Below are 18,125 nucleotides of genomic sequence, written 5' to 3'. Positions count from 1 at the left end.
GAAGGGCGGCGAAAGAGGGGAGAGTTTACAGATTATTGCGACGGGTAGGCTTGTCCGGGAGGTCGGAGTGGCGATCGCCGTTGATCCTTCAATTGACGGCCATACATCGGGTATCTACCATCTGGCCACTAAATTGATATCAATTTTGCTCGAGCAGTCCGCCGGCTTCAACTCGATCGAGAAGATTACGTTTCCCGGTTTTGTAGATTACGTGACTTATATGGAAGGGATTGGTTTTTCCAGACTTTGGGATGAATTGGAAGTTATTTCAGAAAATTTGTAAATTTGGCGAAGAGTAAAAAGGCGGGTGGTTATTAAATAAATTTGTCCCAGTTGATCTCCAGGAAGTATGGGTCTGATTCGCCCGGGTAAAAAAAGTAATGGTTTTCGGGGGAGAGAGAATGTCGACTAAATGTTTGCCTCATGATCTTTTTAAAGAATTTTTGCAGTTGCTGAACTCTTCGGGTCTGCTCTCGATCGAATCCTTGGAGATGGCATTGTCTGATCTGGGCGGCGCGCAGGGCGTTTTGGAAAATGCATACTATATTTCAGCGTATGAACTTTTAGGTAGTGCATTGGTGTCTGCCCATTCATTCCAAAGTCTTTTGATTTTCTTTAAGGATTTTCAACTTTGCCTGGGTGAAGGGGCGGAACAGCGTTATTACTTTGTAGAGTCCGTAGTCGACTGTTTTTTCAGCTCGAGGCGATAATGTTGCCGCTCTCATTGAGGCGGCACCTTTAAGTTATAGGCTTTACTTGAATAACAAATTTCCGCAACAGAAAAGAATGAAGATGGATTCTTAAAAGGGTTCGTGAAGTGATATTGAATCAAGCAGTTTGTGATGGTCTCTGGGAAGGCGAAAAAAGTATTGGTTTTTTTGTATGTCACGGTAGCTGTTTCTGGGTTGTTGATGAGAAATATAATTTCTGCCTTGATGCGGAAAAAGATTATCGCACCTACCTGGAAAGCGGGGATATAACGCAAGAGCAGTATGAGCTGGCGTGCAAGAGTTTTAGAGGAGGGTTGCTGAGGTTGACTGCAGACAACTTTCCGCAGTATCTCGAGGCTTCAGAGGGAAAGGTTCTCTCTCCACTGGAGCTGGATGCTCTGTTTGAACCCGACGGGAAGTTATTTGAGCGAATAGAGCAGCATTATTTGTCGGGTGAAGCGCTGAGTGTTGACGAATTCAAGTTGGCTAATATTTTTGTTTCGCGGCTTCCTAAGTTCTATGTGAACTTTGACAGAAAAATATACATGCATATGGACTATGGGCGCTGTCACGAAGAATCCGTATACCCTGGCTGGATTGCTCAGTGCGTGGATTTCAGTTTCCTGATTCCCGATAGAGAGCGATATTGGGTAAAGGACGGAAGTGATTATTGGAAGCTGAGGTTTCTATAAAACAGGAAGGTGTCCGGGTGGACAAAACTCGAGTTTAGCCATTTATCCACTACGTAATCTTTGCAGGGGCTTTTCAAGCGCAGCCCCAGACCTAATGTTTATCGCGACCCTACTTCGGATAAAGCGGCGGCAACCCACTATCCCCGACCGGATCCTGCACCCGCTCCGCGGTCGGAATCGTCCGGATCGCCCGCCACAGATCCTCACCCTGCCAATGCTGCCCGGTCTCGCTGTACAGCGCGCCGTTCAGCCCATCGAGCGCATCCGACAGAGGCACAAACCGCGCCGCCATGTCCGCCAGTGTTTCCGGCTGCTGACGGGCCCAGGCGTCGAGGGCCTGGCGGGTGGCGTGGGGGTCGTTGGCCTGGCTGGCGCGTTTGATGTCGTCGAGCAGGGTGCGCGGGCTCGGGCCGGTTTGTGCGGCGCGCAGGATCGCCGGTTGCCAGCGGGCACGCCACCACAGGCCGAAGCCGAGCAGGGTGGTGCAGGCGAGAACGAACGTGCTGAGTTTCCACCACCACAAGGCTTCGCTGTCGGCGGCGCTGAGCGGTTGCGCGTTGCCGGCCGGGGTGTCGACTTGCAGGCTCGGGTTGTTCGCCACCTGCAGGGTGCGCGCCGGCAGGCTGGTGTGTTCCAGGTGATCTTCGAAGGTGTTCCACCAGACCACGTCCACCGTTGGTAACTCGATCGAGCCGCTGCGGCTCGGCACCAGCGCTTCGCGTTCTTCGCGGCTGCCGATCAGGCCGCGGTCGCTGCTCTGGTTGTTCAGCACCGGTTGATCCGGGTAGCGGCGCAGGCCGTTGGCTTCGGTGGCGGGCAGGGCGGGCAGTTGTGAACTGGCCAAGCCTTCGACCTTGAGGGTCAGGCTGCGGGTCAGGGAATCGCCGACCTGAGTGTGATCCGGCTCCGGGTTCCAGCTCTCGCTCAGGCTCAGGCTGCGGGCCGGCAGCCACGGCGCATCGCTGGGGTAGGTCATCGGTTTGGGTTTAACCGTCAGCGAAGTCGCGGCGGAGCTGATGTGCATCAGTTTGCCCGGTTTCGGCCCCTGCGCCGTGGCGTCCTGCGAGGGCTGGGTATCGACCAGTGTGGCGCTGAACGTCTGCGGGGCGATGCTCAGCAAGCCGCTGTGCTGCGGATAGATCGCGTAGCGCATCTCGATCACGCCATGGCGCACACCGTTGATGTCTTTTTCGTAAGTGCGCATGTCGCCCAGTTGCTCGATGCGCGCATCGGCGATCTGCAACGGCGTCAGGCTGCTGTCGTCGTACAGCGACACCGAATGGTAGATGCGCAACGTCAGGATGGCCTGGGCCTGCACGTAAACGCTGGTCTGGTCGAGGCTGGCCTCGATGAACACCGGTTCGCGGGCGCTGCTCTCTTCGCGGGTGTCGCTTTCAATCACTTGCACGGTGATCGGCTGGCTCTCGACGTCGCCCAGTTTCAGCGGCGGAATTTCAACGCTGCCGTTCTGCTTGGGCAGCAGGGTGATGATCCAGCGAGTGGTGGCGCGATTGTCTTCGTTGAGCGTGTTCAACTGGTTGACCTGCCGCGTGCCGCGCACTTCGAACAGCGGCTCCAGCGGGCTCAGGTCCGGTTTGCCGAACTGCGTGACATCGTTGGATTCGAGGGTGAGTTCGACCGTCTCGCCGGAGTTCAGGCGACTGCGATCCACACTGGCCGTCAGCTCGGCCGCCTGGGCGGTGGCCGTACAGATCAGCAGGGGCAGCAAGAGAGCGGTGAAACGGGTCATCGAATGTTTTCCTGATCCTGATGTTGTTGCTGTTCGTACCAGAATTTGCGTCGCAGCAGTTCGCCCGGATCATCCGGGATCTTGCCCAGCCATTGTTCCAACGCCTGCTGCTGCTCGCCTTCGAGGGTGTCCTCATTGGGGCGCAGCAGCGGCGGGGTGTTCTGTTCCTTGCCCGGTTCGCTGTCCGGCAGCTCGTTGGCACCCGGCAGCGGCGGGGTGGTCGGCGGCGGTTCGCTGGCGGACTCGCCGGTTTGCGGCTCGCTCTGGGTTTCGCTTTTGACCGCTGGCGGCGGAGCGGTCGCTGGCGGTGGTTCATCGCCCGGCATGTTTGGCTGCGCCGGTTTGTCTTGCGGTTCGGCCGGCGGAGGGGCGTTTTTCTGTTTGAGCAGGCTTTCCACCAGCGCCTTGTTGGTCAGCGCCGGGCGCAGATCCGGTTGGCGTTCCAGAGCCTGTTCATAGGCATCCAGCGCCGCTTCCAGCTCGCCGCTTTTGGCCAGGGCGTTGCCACGATTGTAGTGGGCGTGGGCGTCATTGCCCTCGGCGAAACGCTGAGCGGCGCCACTGTAGTCGCCGGCCTCGTACAACGCCACCCCTTGCCATTGCGGATCCTCAAAATGCTTCGCCGCTTCGGCCGGGCGCTTCTGTTTGAGCAGGTGCAGGCCTTGCTGATCGGGACGCAGCCACAGGTCTTCGAAGTCGAAGGCATAGCTCGGTTGCGGCAATGCCAGCAGCAGCGGCAGGCAGAACAGCCAGCCACGCCGCCCGGCGCACGCGGCGAGCAACAACAGCGGCAACAGCAGCCAGTAACCCTGATCGGCCCAGGTGTCGAGGCGTACGGTCTGGCCATCGTCGCGCAGGCTGCGCGGGCCATCGAGCAGGCCGAGGTCGCCCAGATCGGATTCATCCAGCCGTGCGCTGCGGTACTCGCCACCGACCGCGCTGAGGAATGCGCCGAGGCCCGGACTGTCAAGTTGCGGCACCCGGATCGCGCCCTGGGCATCCTTGAGGAAACTGCCGTCCTCCTGCGCAATCGGCGCGCCCTCGGCGGTGCCGACACCGAGCATCAACAACTGCGCCGATTGGCCGCTCAGCGCATGACGAATGCCCTGGCGTTCTTCTTCCGACAGCGAAGAGCCAATCAGCAGAATCCGCCCCTGGCCCAACGCACCCTGCTTGAGCAGCGCCAGCGCCTTGCTTACCGCCAGATCGGCGCGATGGCCGCTTTCCGGCATCAGCGAAGGCTTGAGCGCATCGAGCAGGTTGCGACTGGTCGCCAGGTCATCCGACAGCGGCACCAGCGTATGGGCGCTACCGGCGTAAACGACGATCGCAGTCTGGGCATCGCTGCGCACTTTCAGCAGGTCGAACAGCTTGCGCCGGGCCTGTTCCAGTCGCGTTGGCGGCGAGTCGGTGGCGAGCATTTCCGGGGTCAGTTCCAAAACCACCACCAACGGGTCGGCGGGTTTCTGGCTGGTCTGTTCGACCCGTTCCCAGCTCGGCCCGAGCAGCGCCAGGATCGTCAGCAGCCAGGCCACGCTCAGGGCGACCCAAGGCAACTTGCTGTCACGACCGCTGCCGCCACTGAGCAGGGTGGCGTGGAAGGCCGGCGGTAGAATCATCTGCCAGCGACCAGCACGTTTCTGTCGGTGCCAGAGCTGCCAGATCAGCCAGCCGAGCAACGGCAGCAGCAACAGCCACCAGGGACGGAACCAGTGCGGCCAGAGGGCGATCATCGGCGCCTCCGCAAACGCAGGCGCTTGAGGCGCTCGCGCCAGTCAGGCAGGGGGCTTTGCAAATACAGTTCCTTGGTGAACAGCCGTTGCAGCGGGTTGTCTGGCCACAACACTCGGGCCACCAGCAAGATGCTCAGCAGCAGCGCGAACGCCAGCGGCCACTGATACAACGCCTGCGCCGGACGGGCCTGGGTCGGTTGTTGAGTCACCGGCTCTAGCTGGTCGAGAGTGTCCTTGATCGCTTGCAGTTGCTGGCCATCGCGGGCACGGAAGTAACGGCCGCCAGTGACCTCGGCGATGGCCTTGAGTGCCGGTTCGTCGAGATCGAGGGTCGGGTTGCCGCCGAGCAACGCCGTGGCGCCGCTTTCTTCGGGATCGGCGCCGATGCCGATCGGATAGATTTTCACGCCTTCGCTGGCGGCCAGTTTTGCGGCGGTCAGCGGGTCGATTTCGCCGCCATTGTTGGCGCCGTCGGTAACCAGAATCAGCACCCGACTTTGGGCCGGACGCATGCGCAGGCGCTTCAGGGCCAGGCCGATGGCGTCGCCAATCGCGGTGTTCTTGCCGGCGATGCCGATTCGCGCTTCATCGAGCCAGACCCGAACGGTGCGCCGGTCAAACGTCAGCGGCGCTTGCAGATAAGCCTGGCTGCCGAACAGGATCAGACCGACCCGGTCGCCATCGCGGCTTTCCAGAAAATCTCCAAGCAAATGCTGGACCAGCGACAGGCGACTGACGTCTTCGTCGTTCCATTGCATGTCCGGGAAATCCATCGAGCCGGACACGTCCACCGCCACCAGCAGATCACGACCGCTGGCGGCAATCGGCAGCGGTTCGCCGAGCCATTGCGGGCGTGCGGCGGCGATCAGCAGAAACAGCCACAGCAGCATGAACGGTGCTTGCTGGCGCCACGCTGGCAGATTGGCCCGGGCGCGACGGCGAGCGAGGCCTTCCAGGTCACCCAGGAAACTCACTTTCAACGCTGGCTCGCCGCTGTCGGCCACCGGCAGCACCAGGCGCATCAGCCACGGCAGCGGCAACAGCAGGAAAATCCACGGCCAGGCGAACTCAAACATGTTTGCGGATCCAGGTGTCGACTGCCTGGGTCAGGCCGGCGATGGCTTTGTCGTCGAGCTTGCACTCGGGTTTGTAGGCGCCTTCGACGAGCACCATCCAGCGGGTCAGGCCGGCGGCGGGGCAACGGTTGTCGAGAAACGCCAGCCATTTGCGGCCGTTGAGGGTGTGGCTCTGGCTGTAGGGGTAATGGTTGCGGCACAGGCGCTTGAGCAAGCCGTTGAGCTGCTGCAGCCAGGCCCCGGCGGGGGCGCCGTCGTAGGGTTTGGGCATCTGCGCCAGTTCGGCGAGTGCGGCGATGCGCACTGGATCGAGCGGCAGTTCGGCGCGCACGACCGGTTTTTTCTTGATCGGAATGAAACGCCGCAGCCGCCAGACTGCAAAACCAATCACCGGCAACAGCAAAAGCAGCAGCCACCAGCCCGGTGCCGGCGGCCAGAAGGCAATCGGTGGCGGGGAGATCAGCGGTTGCAGTTGTTCGAGGCCGCTCATCGACCTTTCCCCGGACGTTGCGGGTTAAGGAATTCGCGCATCTGCTCGACCATTTCGCTCTGAGTGCTCAGCGGCATCAGCAGCACTCGCAGCTTCTGCGCGAGCAATTCCCAGCGGGCGATCCGCGCTTCGGCCTGGGCGCGGTAGGTCTGGCGCAGGTCGAAATTCAGGGTGTCGAGTTCCAGCTGCGCGCCGCGCTCGGCGAATCTCAGCAGCCCGGCAGCGGGCAGGGCGTGATCCAGCGGATCGGACAGCGGCAGCATCAGCAGATCGCAATGGCGCGACAACAGGCTCAATTGCTGTTCGGCGCTGTCGGACAGTGCGCGCTCATCGCAGATCACGATCACCAGACTGCCCGGTCGCAGCACTTCGCGGGCCCGGCGCAGCGCTACGCCGAACGCATCGCGATCCGGCTCCCGCTCGCTGTGCAGCGACTGGTTGACCTTCACCAGGCGGTTGAGCAGTTGCAGCAGGCTTTGCTTGCTGCGGCGCGGTTTGATTTCGTAGTGCTCGTTGTCGCCGAACACCAGTCCGCCAACCCGGTCGTTGTGACCCAGCGCCGCCCAGCCGATCAGCGCCGCAGCCTGCGCCGCGAGCACCGACTTGAACATCAGTCCGGAGCCGAAAAACAGCCGCGTGCTTTGCTCGACCATGATGAAAATCGGCCGTTCACGTTCTTCATGGAACAGTTTGGTGTGCGGTTCCTGCGTCCGAGCGGTGACGCGCCAGTCGATGGTGCGCACGTCGTCGCCGGCCTGATAGACCCGCACCTGATCGAAGTCGACGCCACGACCGCGAAACTTGGAGTGGTGCAGGCCGATCAGCGGGCTGCGCTGGCTCGGCGTCGAAAACAGCTGCACTTCGCGCACGCGGTGACGCATCTCGATCAGCTCGGCGAGGCTGATGCGGATGCCCGGTTCGAACGGCAGGGAGGCGTTCATCGGGGTCAAGCGACGGCTACGACGTCGAGAATCCGTTGCACCACCCGATCCTGGTCGATGCCAGCGGCTTCGGCCTCGAACGACAGAATGATGCGGTGACGCAACACGTCGAACAGCACAGCCTGGATGTCTTCCGGGCTGACGAAGTCGCGACCGGCCAGCCAGGCGTGGGCGCGGGCGCAGCGGTCGAGGGCAATGGAGCCACGCGGGCTGGCGCCGTAGGCGATCCATTCGGCCATTTCCGGGTCGAACTTGGCCGGGTTGCGTGTGGCCATGACCAGTTGCACCAGGTATTCCTCCACGGCGTCCGCCATGTACAGGCCGAGGATTTCCTTGCGCGCGGCGAAGATCGCTTGCTGACTGACTCGGCGTTCGGGCTTGGTTTCGCCGTTCAGGGCTTCGCCCCGGGCCTGTTGCAGGATCCGGCGTTCGACGGCAGCGTCGGGGAAGCCCATTTTCACGTGCATCAGAAAGCGGTCGAGCTGGGCTTCGGGCAGCGGATAGGTGCCTTCCTGTTCGATCGGGTTCTGCGTGGCCATCACCAGAAACAGCGGCGATAACTCGTAAGTGCTACGCCCGACACTGACCTGACGTTCGGCCATCGCTTCGAGCAACGCCGACTGAACCTTGGCCGGGGCGCGGTTGATTTCGTCCGCCAGCACCAGGTTGTGGAAGATAGGGCCTTGCTGGAACACGAAGCTGCCGGTTTCCGGGCGATAGATCTCGGTGCCGGTGATGTCGGCGGGCAGCAGGTCCGGGGTGAACTGGATGCGATGGAACTGGGCTTCTATGCCCTCGGCGAGCTCTTTGATCGCTTTGGTCTTGGCCAGACCTGGAGCGCCCTCGACCAGCATGTGGCCGTCGGCGAGCAGGGCGATGAGCAAGCGCTCGATGAGTTTTTCCTGGCCGAGAATCTGCGTTGAAAGAAAGGTTCGCAGCGCCAGCAGCGCTTCACGATGTTCCATCGATGACTGTTCCTGGAAAGGGAGGCCACAGGCGTTCGGATAACGCCGGGGCTGGGGGCGTTACTTTAATCCATCGCAGGGGGTGGCGACTAACGGCATTTTGCGCAAAGTGCGGGAAATGACCGGGGCAATTGTTGGAATTTTGTAGGGCGGGGGAGGTGCGGTGTGCTTTCGGGCCCTTTCACTCGCGAAAGGGCCGGCCCAGACGCGATCAAATCTGGCTGATATAGGTGCCAGTACCATCCAGAATGTTCTTCAGGGTTTCCTCAACCTCAGCCAGATCCACCATGTCCGGATTGAAGGTGATTTCCAGCACATCGTCCCCGTTCAACGCATCGGCATCCGCCGCGGCGATTTCGATCTTCAGCAGAGTCTTGCTCAGGGTGACCTTGACGCCATCAAGGGTCGACGGCTCGCCATCCAGGGTGATCTCCAGCTCGTCCTCGTCCGGATAGCGGCTCATCAGGAACATGTCGCCCTTGTCGCTGTGGCAGCAGAGCATGGCCATGTTGTCTTCTTCGTCGTCGCACGGGTTGACGATCAAAAGGGCGGTGGTCATTTGCATGGGGGAATTCCTGCCTCGGCGGGCTTGTTGGTCGCAATTGGGCGCGATTCTGCCAGCCCCCGGGAATTTCTGCATGTGAGAGTGTCAGAGGATGTGTCGTGAACGCGACACAGATCAATGGTCATTCCTGGCACGCCTGTACCGTAAAAACGGGCATTCAGACCGGCGTTCCGCCCCATGAATGCTAGTGTTTACCGATGCGCAGGCCTTTGTTTACGTGCCAATGACCGAATATGTCGCAGCACCGCAAGCAGACACATTGTCGCACCCATTAAGCTGCGCAACGGATGAGCACCCGTAAAGGCATTGCCATGGCCCCGCGAGCGGCGCCCGGCAGTCGTTTTTGCAGATGCCCATTCATGGAAGGTGAATGTGACCTGAGTGTCTCGTCCAGCTTCACCCACCTGTCACCCTGTTTCCTCTGCCCGAGATTCAGGAACAGGGCGACGGAACGCCCCGAAAGGGGTTTTGCACGCGACGCTTTCCATCAATAACAAGCCCAAGCGGAGTACCACAGATGGCGTTCTTCACCGCAGCCAGCAAAGCCGACTTCCAGCACCAACTGCAAGCGGCACTGGCGCAGCACATCAGTGAACAGGCACTGCCACAAGTGGCGCTGTTCGCTGAACAATTCTTCGGCATCATTTCCCTGGACGAGCTGACCCAACGTCGCCTCTCCGACCTCGCTGGCTGTACTCTCTCTGCGTGGCGCCTGCTTGAGCGCTTCGATCACGCGCAACCGCAAGTGCGCGTCTACAACCCCGATTACGAACGTCACGGCTGGCAGTCGACCCACACCGCGGTCGAAGTGCTGCACCACGACTTGCCGTTCCTGGTGGACTCGGTGCGTACCGAGCTGAACCGTCGCGGCTACAGCATCCACACCCTGCAGACCACCGTGCTGAGCGTGCGTCGTGGCAGCAAGGGCGAATTGCTGGAAATCCTGCCAAAAGGCACCACCGGCGAAGGCGTTCTGCACGAGTCGCTGATGTACCTGGAAATCGACCGCTGCGCCAATGCGGCCGAATTGAATGTGCTGTCCAAGGAACTGGAGCAGGTCCTGGGTGAAGTCCGCGTCGCGGTCTCCGATTTCGAGCCGATGAAGGCCAAGGTGCAGGAAATCCTCACCAAGCTCGATAACAGCGCATTCGCCGTCGATGCCGACGAAAAGAATGAAATCAAGAGCTTCCTGGAATGGCTGGTGGGCAACCACTTCACCTTCCTCGGCTACGAAGAGTTCACCGTTGTCGATCAGGCCGATGGCGGCCACATCGAATACGACCAGAACTCCTTCCTCGGCCTGACCAAGATGCTGCGCACCGGTCTGACCAACGAAGACCGCCACATCGAAGACTATGCCGTGAAGTACCTGCGCGAACCGACACTGCTGTCGTTCGCCAAGGCGGCGCATCCGAGCCGCGTGCACCGTCCGGCCTACCCGGACTACGTGTCGATCCGCGAAATCGATGCCGACGGCAAAGTGATCAAGGAACACCGCTTCATGGGCCTGTACACCTCGTCGGTGTATGGCGAAAGCGTGCGTGTCATCCCGTTCATCCGCCGCAAGGTCGAGGAAATCGAGCGTCGCTCCGGCTTCCAGGCCAAGGCTCACCTGGGCAAGGAACTGGCTCAGGTTCTGGAAGTGCTGCCGCGTGACGATCTGTTCCAGACCCCGGTCGACGAACTGTTCAGCACCGTGATGTCGATCGTGCAGATCCAGGAACGCAACAAGATCCGCGTGTTCCTGCGTAAAGACCCGTACGGTCGTTTCTGCTACTGCCTGGCCTACGTGCCGCGTGACATCTACTCCACCGAAGTTCGCCAGAAGATCCAGCAAGTGCTGATGGAGCGCCTGAAAGCCTCCGACTGCGAATTCTGGACGTTCTTCTCCGAGTCCGTGCTGGCCCGCGTGCAACTGATCTTGCGCGTCGACCCGAAAAACCGCATCGACATCGACCCGCTGCAACTGGAAAACGAAGTGATCCAGGCCTGCCGCAGCTGGCAGGACGACTACGCTGCCCTGACCGTTGAAACCTTCGGCGAAGCCAACGGCACCAACGTGTTGGCCGACTTCCCGAAAGGCTTCCCGGCCGGCTACCGCGAGCGTTTCGCAGCGCATTCGGCCGTGGTCGACATGCAGCACTTGCTCAATCTGAGCGAGAAAAAGCCGCTGGCCATGAGCTTTTACCAGCCGCTGGCCTCCGGCCCACGCGAGCTGCACTGCAAGCTGTATCACGCCGATACCCCGCTGGCCCTGTCCGACGTGCTGCCGATCCTGGAAAACCTCGGCCTGCGCGTGCTGGGTGAGTTCCCGTACCGCCTGCGTCATACCAACGGCCGCGAGTTCTGGATCCACGACTTCGCGTTCACCGCTGCCGAAGGCCTGGACCTGGACATCCAGCAACTCAACGACACCCTGCAGGACGCGTTCGTCCACATCGTCCGTGGCGATGCCGAAAACGATGCGTTCAACCGTCTGGTGCTGACCGCCGGCCTGCCATGGCGCGACGTGGCGCTGCTGCGTGCCTACGCCCGCTACCTGAAGCAGATCCGCCTGGGCTTCGACCTCGGCTACATCGCCAGCACCCTGAACAACCACACCGACATCGCTCGCGAACTGACCCGGTTGTTCAAGACCCGTTTCTACCTGGCCCGCAAGCTGGGCAGCGATGATCTGGACGACAAGCAACAACGTCTGGAACAGGCCATCCTGACCGCGCTGGACGACGTTCAAGTCCTCAACGAAGACCGCATCCTGCGTCGTTACCTGGACCTGATCAAAGCGACCCTGCGGACCAACTTCTACCAGACCGACGCCAACGGCCAGAACAAGTCGTACTTCAGCTTCAAGTTCAACCCGCACTTGATTCCTGAACTGCCGAAACCGGTGCCGAAGTTCGAAATCTTCGTTTACTCGCCACGCGTCGAAGGCGTGCACCTGCGCTTCGGCAACGTTGCTCGTGGTGGTCTGCGCTGGTCCGACCGTGAAGAAGACTTCCGTACCGAAGTCCTCGGCCTGGTAAAAGCCCAGCAAGTGAAGAACTCGGTCATCGTGCCGGTGGGTGCGAAGGGCGGCTTCCTGCCGCGTCGCCTGCCACTGGGCGGCAGCCGTGACGAGATCGCGGCCGAGGGCATCGCCTGCTACCGCATCTTCATCTCGGGTCTGCTGGACATCACCGACAACCTGAAGGACGGCAAACTGGTTCCGCCGGCCAACGTCGTGCGGCATGACGACGATGACCCGTACCTGGTGGTCGCGGCGGACAAGGGCACTGCAACCTTCTCCGACATCGCCAACGGCATCGCCATCGACTACGGCTTCTGGCTGGGTGACGCGTTCGCGTCCGGTGGTTCGGCCGGTTACGACCACAAGAAAATGGGCATCACCGCCAAGGGCGCGTGGGTCGGCGTACAGCGCCACTTCCGCGAGCGCGGCATCAATGTCCAGGAAGACAGCATCACCGTGGTCGGCGTGGGCGACATGGCCGGTGACGTGTTCGGTAACGGCCTGTTGATGTCCGACAAGCTGCAACTGGTTGCCGCATTCAACCACCTGCACATCTTCATCGACCCGAACCCGAACCCGGCCACCAGCTTCGCCGAGCGTCAGCGCATGTTCGACCTGCCGCGTTCGGCCTGGTCCGACTACGACACCAGCATCATGTCCGAAGGCGGCGGCATCTTCTCGCGCAGCGCGAAGAGCATCGCCATCTCGCCACAGATGAAAGAGCGCTTCGACATCCAGGCCGACAAGCTGACCCCGACCGAACTGCTGAACGCCTTGCTCAAGGCGCCGGTGGATCTGCTGTGGAACGGCGGTATCGGTACCTACGTCAAAGCCAGCACCGAAAGTCACGCCGATGTCGGCGACAAGGCCAACGATGCGCTGCGCGTGAACGGCAACGAACTGCGCTGCAAAGTGGTGGGCGAGGGCGGTAACCTCGGCATGACCCAATTGGGTCGTGTGGAGTTCGGTCTCAATGGCGGCGGTTCCAACACCGACTTCATCGACAACGCCGGTGGCGTGGACTGCTCCGACCACGAAGTGAACATCAAGATCCTGCTGAACGAAGTGGTTCAGGCCGGCGACATGACTGGCAAGCAACGTGATCAGTTGCTGGCGAGCATGACCGACGAAGTCGGTGGTCTGGTGCTGGGCAACAACTACAAGCAGACTCAGGCCCTGTCCCTGGCGGCCCGCCGCGCTTATGCGCGCATCGCCGAGTACAAACGTCTGATGAGCGACCTGGAAGGCCGTGGCAAGCTGGATCGCGCCATCGAGTTCCTGCCGACCGAAGAGCAACTGGCCGAACGTGTTGCCGAAGGTCATGGCCTGACCCGTCCTGAGCTGTCGGTGCTGATCTCGTACAGCAAGATCGACCTCAAGGAGCAGCTGCTGGGCTCCCTGGTGCCGGACGACGACTACCTGACCCGCGACATGGAAACGGCGTTCCCGCCGACCCTGGTCAGCAAGTTCTCCGAAGCTATGCGTCGTCACCGCCTCAAGCGCGAGATCGTCAGCACCCAGATCGCCAACGATCTGGTCAACCACATGGGCATCACCTTCGTTCAGCGACTCAAAGAGTCCACGGGCATGACCCCGGCGAACGTGGCTGGCGCCTACGTGATCGTGCGTGACATCTTCCATCTCCCACACTGGTTCCGTCAGATCGAAGCGCTGGACTACCAGGTCTCCGCTGACGTGCAACTGGAGCTGATGGACGAGCTGATGCGTCTGGGCCGTCGCGCTACGCGCTGGTTCCTGCGTGCCCGCCGCAACGAGCAGAACGCTGCCCGTGACGTCGCGCATTTCGGTCCGCACCTCAAAGAGCTCGGCCTGAAACTGGACGAGCTGCTGAGCGGCGAAATCCGCGAAAACTGGCAAGAGCGTTATCAGGCGTACGTCGCCGCCGGTGTACCGGAACTGCTGGCGCGTATGGTGGCGGGGACGACCCACCTCTACACGCTGCTGCCGATCATCGAAGCGGCGGACGTGACCGGTCAGGATCCAGCCGAAGTGGCCAAGGCGTACTTCGCCGTGGGCAGCGCGCTGGACATCACCTGGTACATTTCGCAGATCAGCGCCTTGCCGGTTGAAAATAACTGGCAGGCCCTGGCCCGCGAAGCGTTCCGCGACGACGTCGACTGGCAGCAACGCGCGATTACCATCGCCGTTCTGCAAGCGGGTGGCGGTGATTCGGACGTGGAAACCCGTCTGGCACTGTGGATGAAGCAGAACGACGCCATGATCGAACGCTGGCGCGCCATGCTGGTGGAAATCCGTGCCGCCAGCGGCACCGACTACGCCATGTACGCGGTGGCCAACCGTGAGCTGAACGACGTGGCGCTGAGCGGTCAGGCAGTTGTGCCTGCTGCGGCGACTGCGGAGCTTGAGCTTGCTTGAGTAACCGTTGAATGAAAAAGCCCCGCTCTCGAAAGAGGCGGGGCTTTTTTATGCCTGTTGTTTGGCGGTATTTGTGTGTTGCTGCACAAATCCAGCCCCTCACCCCAGCCCTCTCCCCAATGGGGCGAGGGGGAAAGGGAGCCGATTTGTGTGTTTTTCGAAACTTGAGTTCGACTCGGTATTTCACGTCGGCGTAACTCTAACAAACACCTCGGTCAGTCCCCTCTCCCTCCGGGAGAGGGCTAGGGTGAGGGCAGCGGCCTGACAGTCACTGCAACTTATGTAGTTGTTTACTATCAAGCATCGACACATTACCTGCCGGCCTGGTCAGCAAATTACTGAGCGACTGGTCAAACTTCTGCAACGCCCGAACCTGAACTTCCTGTTGCTGATTAATATCCGCAACAATCTCCTTTGAACGCTTGAAGTCCGCCCACACCGGCGTCAATTCTTTTGCCTCAGACCCCTTGGCCGTACCGATATAGTTGAACTTCCCATCATAAAAATCCGCACTCACATCCGCCTTGATGTTCGAACTGCGCGAGGTAATCAACTGGCTGTGAGTATCGACAACCGCCACCACATCCGGATTGGCCGCACGCAGGCTCTGCATGTCCGGGTACACCGTCACCGAGCCAAACTGACGTTGCAGCGAAGCTTTGACCCAATCCACCGCCATGTCCGGTTTCGAGGTGGCGACGTAGGCGTCGTGGATCGGCTGCACCAGCAAACTCTGGCCGAAACCGGTGCCGGCATTGGCCTGGTAGTTGCGCAGGTAGTCGCGGTTGGTTTGGGTGCTCGGGCTGTAGATCACGCCCAATGAGACACCGGGACCACTTTTCACCTGGGTGGCGCTGCTGCGTCCCACCGGTTGGGTGAATAGCGTGTCGAGAGAGGAAACCGCTTTCGGAGCGGTAGGAACAGAACAGGCGGACAACGCTAAAACTGATATCGCCAAGGTACTGGCAAAGGCAAGTTTCATGGTGAGTCTCCCGTGAAGCAACTTCAGTCGGAAAGTCAGAGGTGTCGAGGTTGATTAAATAGAACCGGCGACAGTCGCCTCAGACTACTCCCGCCAAAACGAAAACAACCTGACAATTTGCTGAATGACTGTCATGTCATAGTTTTATTGGTTGTAAGCATTTTTGATTAATTGCCGCGTGAAATAAAAAAGGCGCAAATCAAAAATTTCCGCCTTTCATTTATGGCTGGTTAAACAACCATCAGTTTTTCAATGGGATCAGCACTTGCTCGTCGGGTGACAGCACCATGAACACCAGCAACCTGGCCGGCTTGCTCTTGCTGGCGTTTTTCGAGATCAAATGCTCGGAGCCGGCCGGCTCGTACCAGTACTGGCCCTTCTTGTAGGTGATCGGTTGCTCACCCTTGACCTGGGAAACGATCTCGCCTTCGAGCACGTAGGCCATGGCGGTGCCGTCGTGTTTGTGGGCGATCGAGGACTGGCCGGGTTTGTAGTCGACTTCGATCATCATGGCTTTTTTGCCCGGGACGTTTTTCAGCATCTGGTCCTGCAGCACCGAGATTTTCTCGGACGGCGAATCGGTGCCGTGGGCCAGTGCCGAAGCGCTGATGGTGAGGGCCAGAGCGGCGAGCGGGGCGGCAAGCAAGTGCAGGACTTTCATGGTGATCACCTGATGAAGTGGGGGAGTCGGTCATCACAGTAGTCCGCGTGCCGGGGTATTCAAACGGCCAATGTTCGGGAAGTTTGGGTGACCAATCTGGGGGATTTCAGCGCATTCAAATACGCCATCGCTGGCAAGCCAGCTCCCACAGGTTTTTGTGTCGTTCATATGATTTGTGAACGATACAAACCTTGTGGGAGCTGGCTTGCCAGCGATGGCGTCAGTAAGTCAAACGATTGGAAAAGAGTTGAAATCCACGCTATTGGCCAGACGACTGTCGATCAGGTCGATGAAGCCCTGGGCTTCCGGGCGATTGAAATGCGCCTGCATTGCCGCTTCCGACTGCCAGCGGGCGCTGACCGTCCAGCGGTGGCTGTCCTCTGGGCAGCGGTCGACCATGTAGGAATCGCAGCCCGGCGTTTCGCGCAGGGTTTCGACGATCTTCTGCAACTGCTTGCCCAGCTCCTCCGATCGGCCGGCGGCAGCCTGCACCTGTACGGTGTTGATCACTTCGTTGGACATTGCTCACACTCCTGAATCAGGCCGGACGAATCCTGCTCATTGAGGGATAACGCTTGTGCAGGATAGGCCTGCACCCCCGGATCACCAATAACCAATCGGCGGTTAATCGTTTAGTCCAATCTAACCAGCGACCTGTTGCAGAATGTCGCGCAGGCGGTCTAGCGCGATATCGATGTCCAGCGTCTCGATGGCGCCGAAACCGAAGTACATCCCGCTTTTGGCCGGCTGCTGATAATAGAAACCATCGATGGCGTACAGCCCGACTTCGACCTTTTTTGCCAGTTCGATCACCAGCGGCAAATCGATAGGGACCTTGCAGAACACCGCCATGTGAAAACCGGCGCTGGGCGGCACGGCTTGCAGCCACGGCGACAGGTCGGTGGCCATGCGCGCCAGAATCCGCTCGCGGCGCTGGGCATAAATGGTGTGGCAGCGGCGGATGTGCTTGAGCAGGCAGCCCTCGGCGATGAACTTGGCCAGCGCCCATTGGGGCAGGGTGGAGGCGTGCAGGTCGGTGAGCTGCTTGGCGCGGATCACCGCTTCGAGGATCGCTGGCGGCAGGATCGCGTAGCCGAGCCGCAGCTCCGGCAGCAAGGTTTTCGAGAAGGTGCCGACGTAGGCGACGATGCCGCGCTGATCGAGCTTGTGCAGCGAATCGGTCGGGCGGCCCTCGTAGCGGAATTCGCTGTCATAGTCGTCCTCGATGATGATCGCGCCCAGCTCATGGGCCCGCGCGAGCAAAGCTTCGCGTCGCGCCTGGCTCATCGGCATGCCCAGCGGGAACTGGTGCGACGGCGTCACATAGATCAGCCGCGTGCCCTCGGGAATCCGCTCGACCTGAATCCCTTCCGCATCCACCGGCACGCCGACCACCGTCGCCCCGTGAGTGCCGAACAGCAGCCGCGCCGGCGGGTAGCCGGGATCTTCCATCGCCACCAGACTGCCGGGGCGGATCAGCACGCGGGTGATCAGGTCCAGCGCCTGTTGCGCACCGTTGCAGACCACGATGTCCTCGTCCTGGCAGTTCACGCCACGGGAAAACGCGATGTGCCGGGCAATCGCATTGCGCAGCGCCGGCAGGCCTTCCGGCACGCTATAGAAGCCTTTGGAATGGGCCATCTGCCGCAGTGCGTGAGAGACGCAGCGGCGCCAGTCATCATGGGGAAACTGGCCCTTGCTGGTGGCGCCGCCGATGAAGTCATAACGCAGCGAACCCTCAAGCGTCGGATGGCGCAGGAACACCGGCAGATTGCGCCAGCTCTCGATCACCTCGGAACTGGCCAGTTCGGAATGGCTTTGCTTGCGCTGTACCGGCGTCGAGCGGGCGTTGACGTAAGTGCCTTTGCCGATCACGCCGGTGAGGAAATTCTCGTAAGTGAGCTGCGCGTAAGTGTCGGAAATGGTCTTGCGCGAGATCCCCAATTGCTCGGCGAGCAAACGGCTGGGCGGTAACTGGGTGCCGGCGGTCAGGCGCCCGGATTCAATGGCGCCGCGCAGTTGCTGGTACAACTGACCGGCCAGGTCCTTGCGGCCATTGATCACGACATGAAGTTCCATTGCGAGGGGGCGCTCCGGGCGATTGAGTGTGCCGGCCAGATTACTCCCGAATGCGGGCGGGGCAGAAGTTGTGTGCT

The 18,125-nt window shown here is 60.6% G+C and carries 15 protein-coding genes; 4 read left to right on the top strand and 11 right to left on the bottom strand.

Annotation, left to right across the window (positions count from 1 at the left end):
- Positions 1-67 precede the first annotated feature (67 nt).
- From ACODTD_RS07305 to ACODTD_RS07295, 3 genes are all read left to right on the top strand, one after another.
- Positions 68-283 (top strand): hypothetical protein, encoded by a 216-nt coding sequence (locus ACODTD_RS07305; protein ID WP_489104667.1) that lies wholly within the window; start codon positions 68-70, stop codon positions 281-283.
- 118 nt (positions 284-401) lie between these two features.
- Positions 402-710 (top strand): hypothetical protein, encoded by a 309-nt coding sequence (locus tag ACODTD_RS07300; protein WP_489104666.1) that lies wholly within the window; start codon positions 402-404, stop codon positions 708-710.
- A gap of 107 nt (positions 711-817) precedes the next feature.
- Positions 818-1,402 (top strand): hypothetical protein, encoded by a 585-nt coding sequence (locus ACODTD_RS07295; protein ID WP_489104665.1) that lies wholly within the window; start codon positions 818-820, stop codon positions 1,400-1,402.
- Between the two features lie 109 nt (positions 1,403-1,511).
- Here ACODTD_RS07295 and ACODTD_RS07290 read toward each other — a convergent pair whose 3' ends face one another.
- The 7 genes from ACODTD_RS07290 to ACODTD_RS07260 form a co-directional block, all read right to left on the bottom strand.
- Complete coding sequence (locus ACODTD_RS07290) at positions 1,512-3,152, bottom strand: BatD family protein (RefSeq protein WP_489104664.1); 1,641 nt, start codon at positions 3,150-3,152, stop codon at positions 1,512-1,514.
- Positions 3,149-4,885, bottom strand: coding sequence for a tetratricopeptide repeat protein (locus ACODTD_RS07285; RefSeq protein ID WP_201819225.1), 1,737 nt, complete (start codon positions 4,883-4,885; stop codon positions 3,149-3,151). Before ACODTD_RS07285 ends, ACODTD_RS07290 begins: the two co-directional genes overlap by 4 nt.
- Positions 4,882-5,961, bottom strand: a complete 1,080-nt coding sequence (locus ACODTD_RS07280; RefSeq protein WP_201819227.1) for a vWA domain-containing protein — start codon at positions 5,959-5,961, stop codon at positions 4,882-4,884. The genes ACODTD_RS07285 and ACODTD_RS07280 overlap by 4 nt, the downstream gene beginning before the upstream one ends.
- On the bottom strand, positions 5,954-6,451 hold the full coding sequence (locus ACODTD_RS07275) for a DUF4381 domain-containing protein (protein WP_201819228.1): 498 nt from the start codon (positions 6,449-6,451) through the stop codon (positions 5,954-5,956). Before ACODTD_RS07275 ends, ACODTD_RS07280 begins: the two co-directional genes overlap by 8 nt.
- Complete coding sequence (locus tag ACODTD_RS07270; RefSeq protein WP_041475312.1) at positions 6,448-7,392, bottom strand: DUF58 domain-containing protein; 945 nt, start codon at positions 7,390-7,392, stop codon at positions 6,448-6,450. The genes ACODTD_RS07275 and ACODTD_RS07270 overlap by 4 nt, the downstream gene beginning before the upstream one ends.
- Before the next feature lie 5 nt (positions 7,393-7,397).
- Positions 7,398-8,357, bottom strand: coding sequence for an AAA family ATPase (locus tag ACODTD_RS07265; RefSeq protein WP_011334589.1), 960 nt, complete (start codon positions 8,355-8,357; stop codon positions 7,398-7,400).
- A gap of 211 nt (positions 8,358-8,568) precedes the next feature.
- Entirely contained in the window at positions 8,569-8,922 is a 354-nt protein-coding gene (locus tag ACODTD_RS07260) for a hypothetical protein (protein ID WP_011334588.1), read from the bottom strand.
- Between the two features lie 517 nt (positions 8,923-9,439).
- Between ACODTD_RS07260 and ACODTD_RS07255 the strand changes: the two genes are divergently transcribed.
- Positions 9,440-14,326 (top strand): NAD-glutamate dehydrogenase, encoded by a 4,887-nt coding sequence (locus ACODTD_RS07255; protein ID WP_489104663.1) that lies wholly within the window; start codon positions 9,440-9,442, stop codon positions 14,324-14,326.
- A gap of 268 nt (positions 14,327-14,594) precedes the next feature.
- Here ACODTD_RS07255 and ACODTD_RS07250 read toward each other — a convergent pair whose 3' ends face one another.
- The 4 genes from ACODTD_RS07250 to pdxR form a co-directional block, all read right to left on the bottom strand.
- On the bottom strand, positions 14,595-15,308 hold the full coding sequence (locus tag ACODTD_RS07250) for an ATPase (protein ID WP_201819230.1): 714 nt from the start codon (positions 15,306-15,308) through the stop codon (positions 14,595-14,597).
- Between the two features lie 241 nt (positions 15,309-15,549).
- Positions 15,550-15,969 carry a cupin domain-containing protein gene (locus tag ACODTD_RS07245; protein WP_041475570.1) on the bottom strand — a complete coding sequence of 140 codons (420 nt, stop codon included), beginning with the start codon at positions 15,967-15,969 and terminating at the stop codon, positions 15,550-15,552.
- Between the two features lie 228 nt (positions 15,970-16,197).
- The gene (locus ACODTD_RS07240) at positions 16,198-16,491 is read right to left on the bottom strand and encodes a putative quinol monooxygenase (protein WP_007959339.1); all 294 of its coding nucleotides are present in this window, start codon (positions 16,489-16,491) and stop codon (positions 16,198-16,200) included.
- A 120-nt stretch (positions 16,492-16,611) separates the two neighbouring features.
- Positions 16,612-18,048, bottom strand: coding sequence for a MocR-like pyridoxine biosynthesis transcription factor PdxR (gene pdxR, locus ACODTD_RS07235; RefSeq protein WP_489104662.1), 1,437 nt, complete (start codon positions 18,046-18,048; stop codon positions 16,612-16,614).
- Positions 18,049-18,125 lie beyond the last annotated feature (77 nt).

This window comes from Pseudomonas sp. FG35 (genome assembly GCF_057809295.1).
The sequence above is the reverse complement of the archived record's forward strand: the minus strand, read 5'-3'. Positions and strand labels throughout refer to the sequence as shown.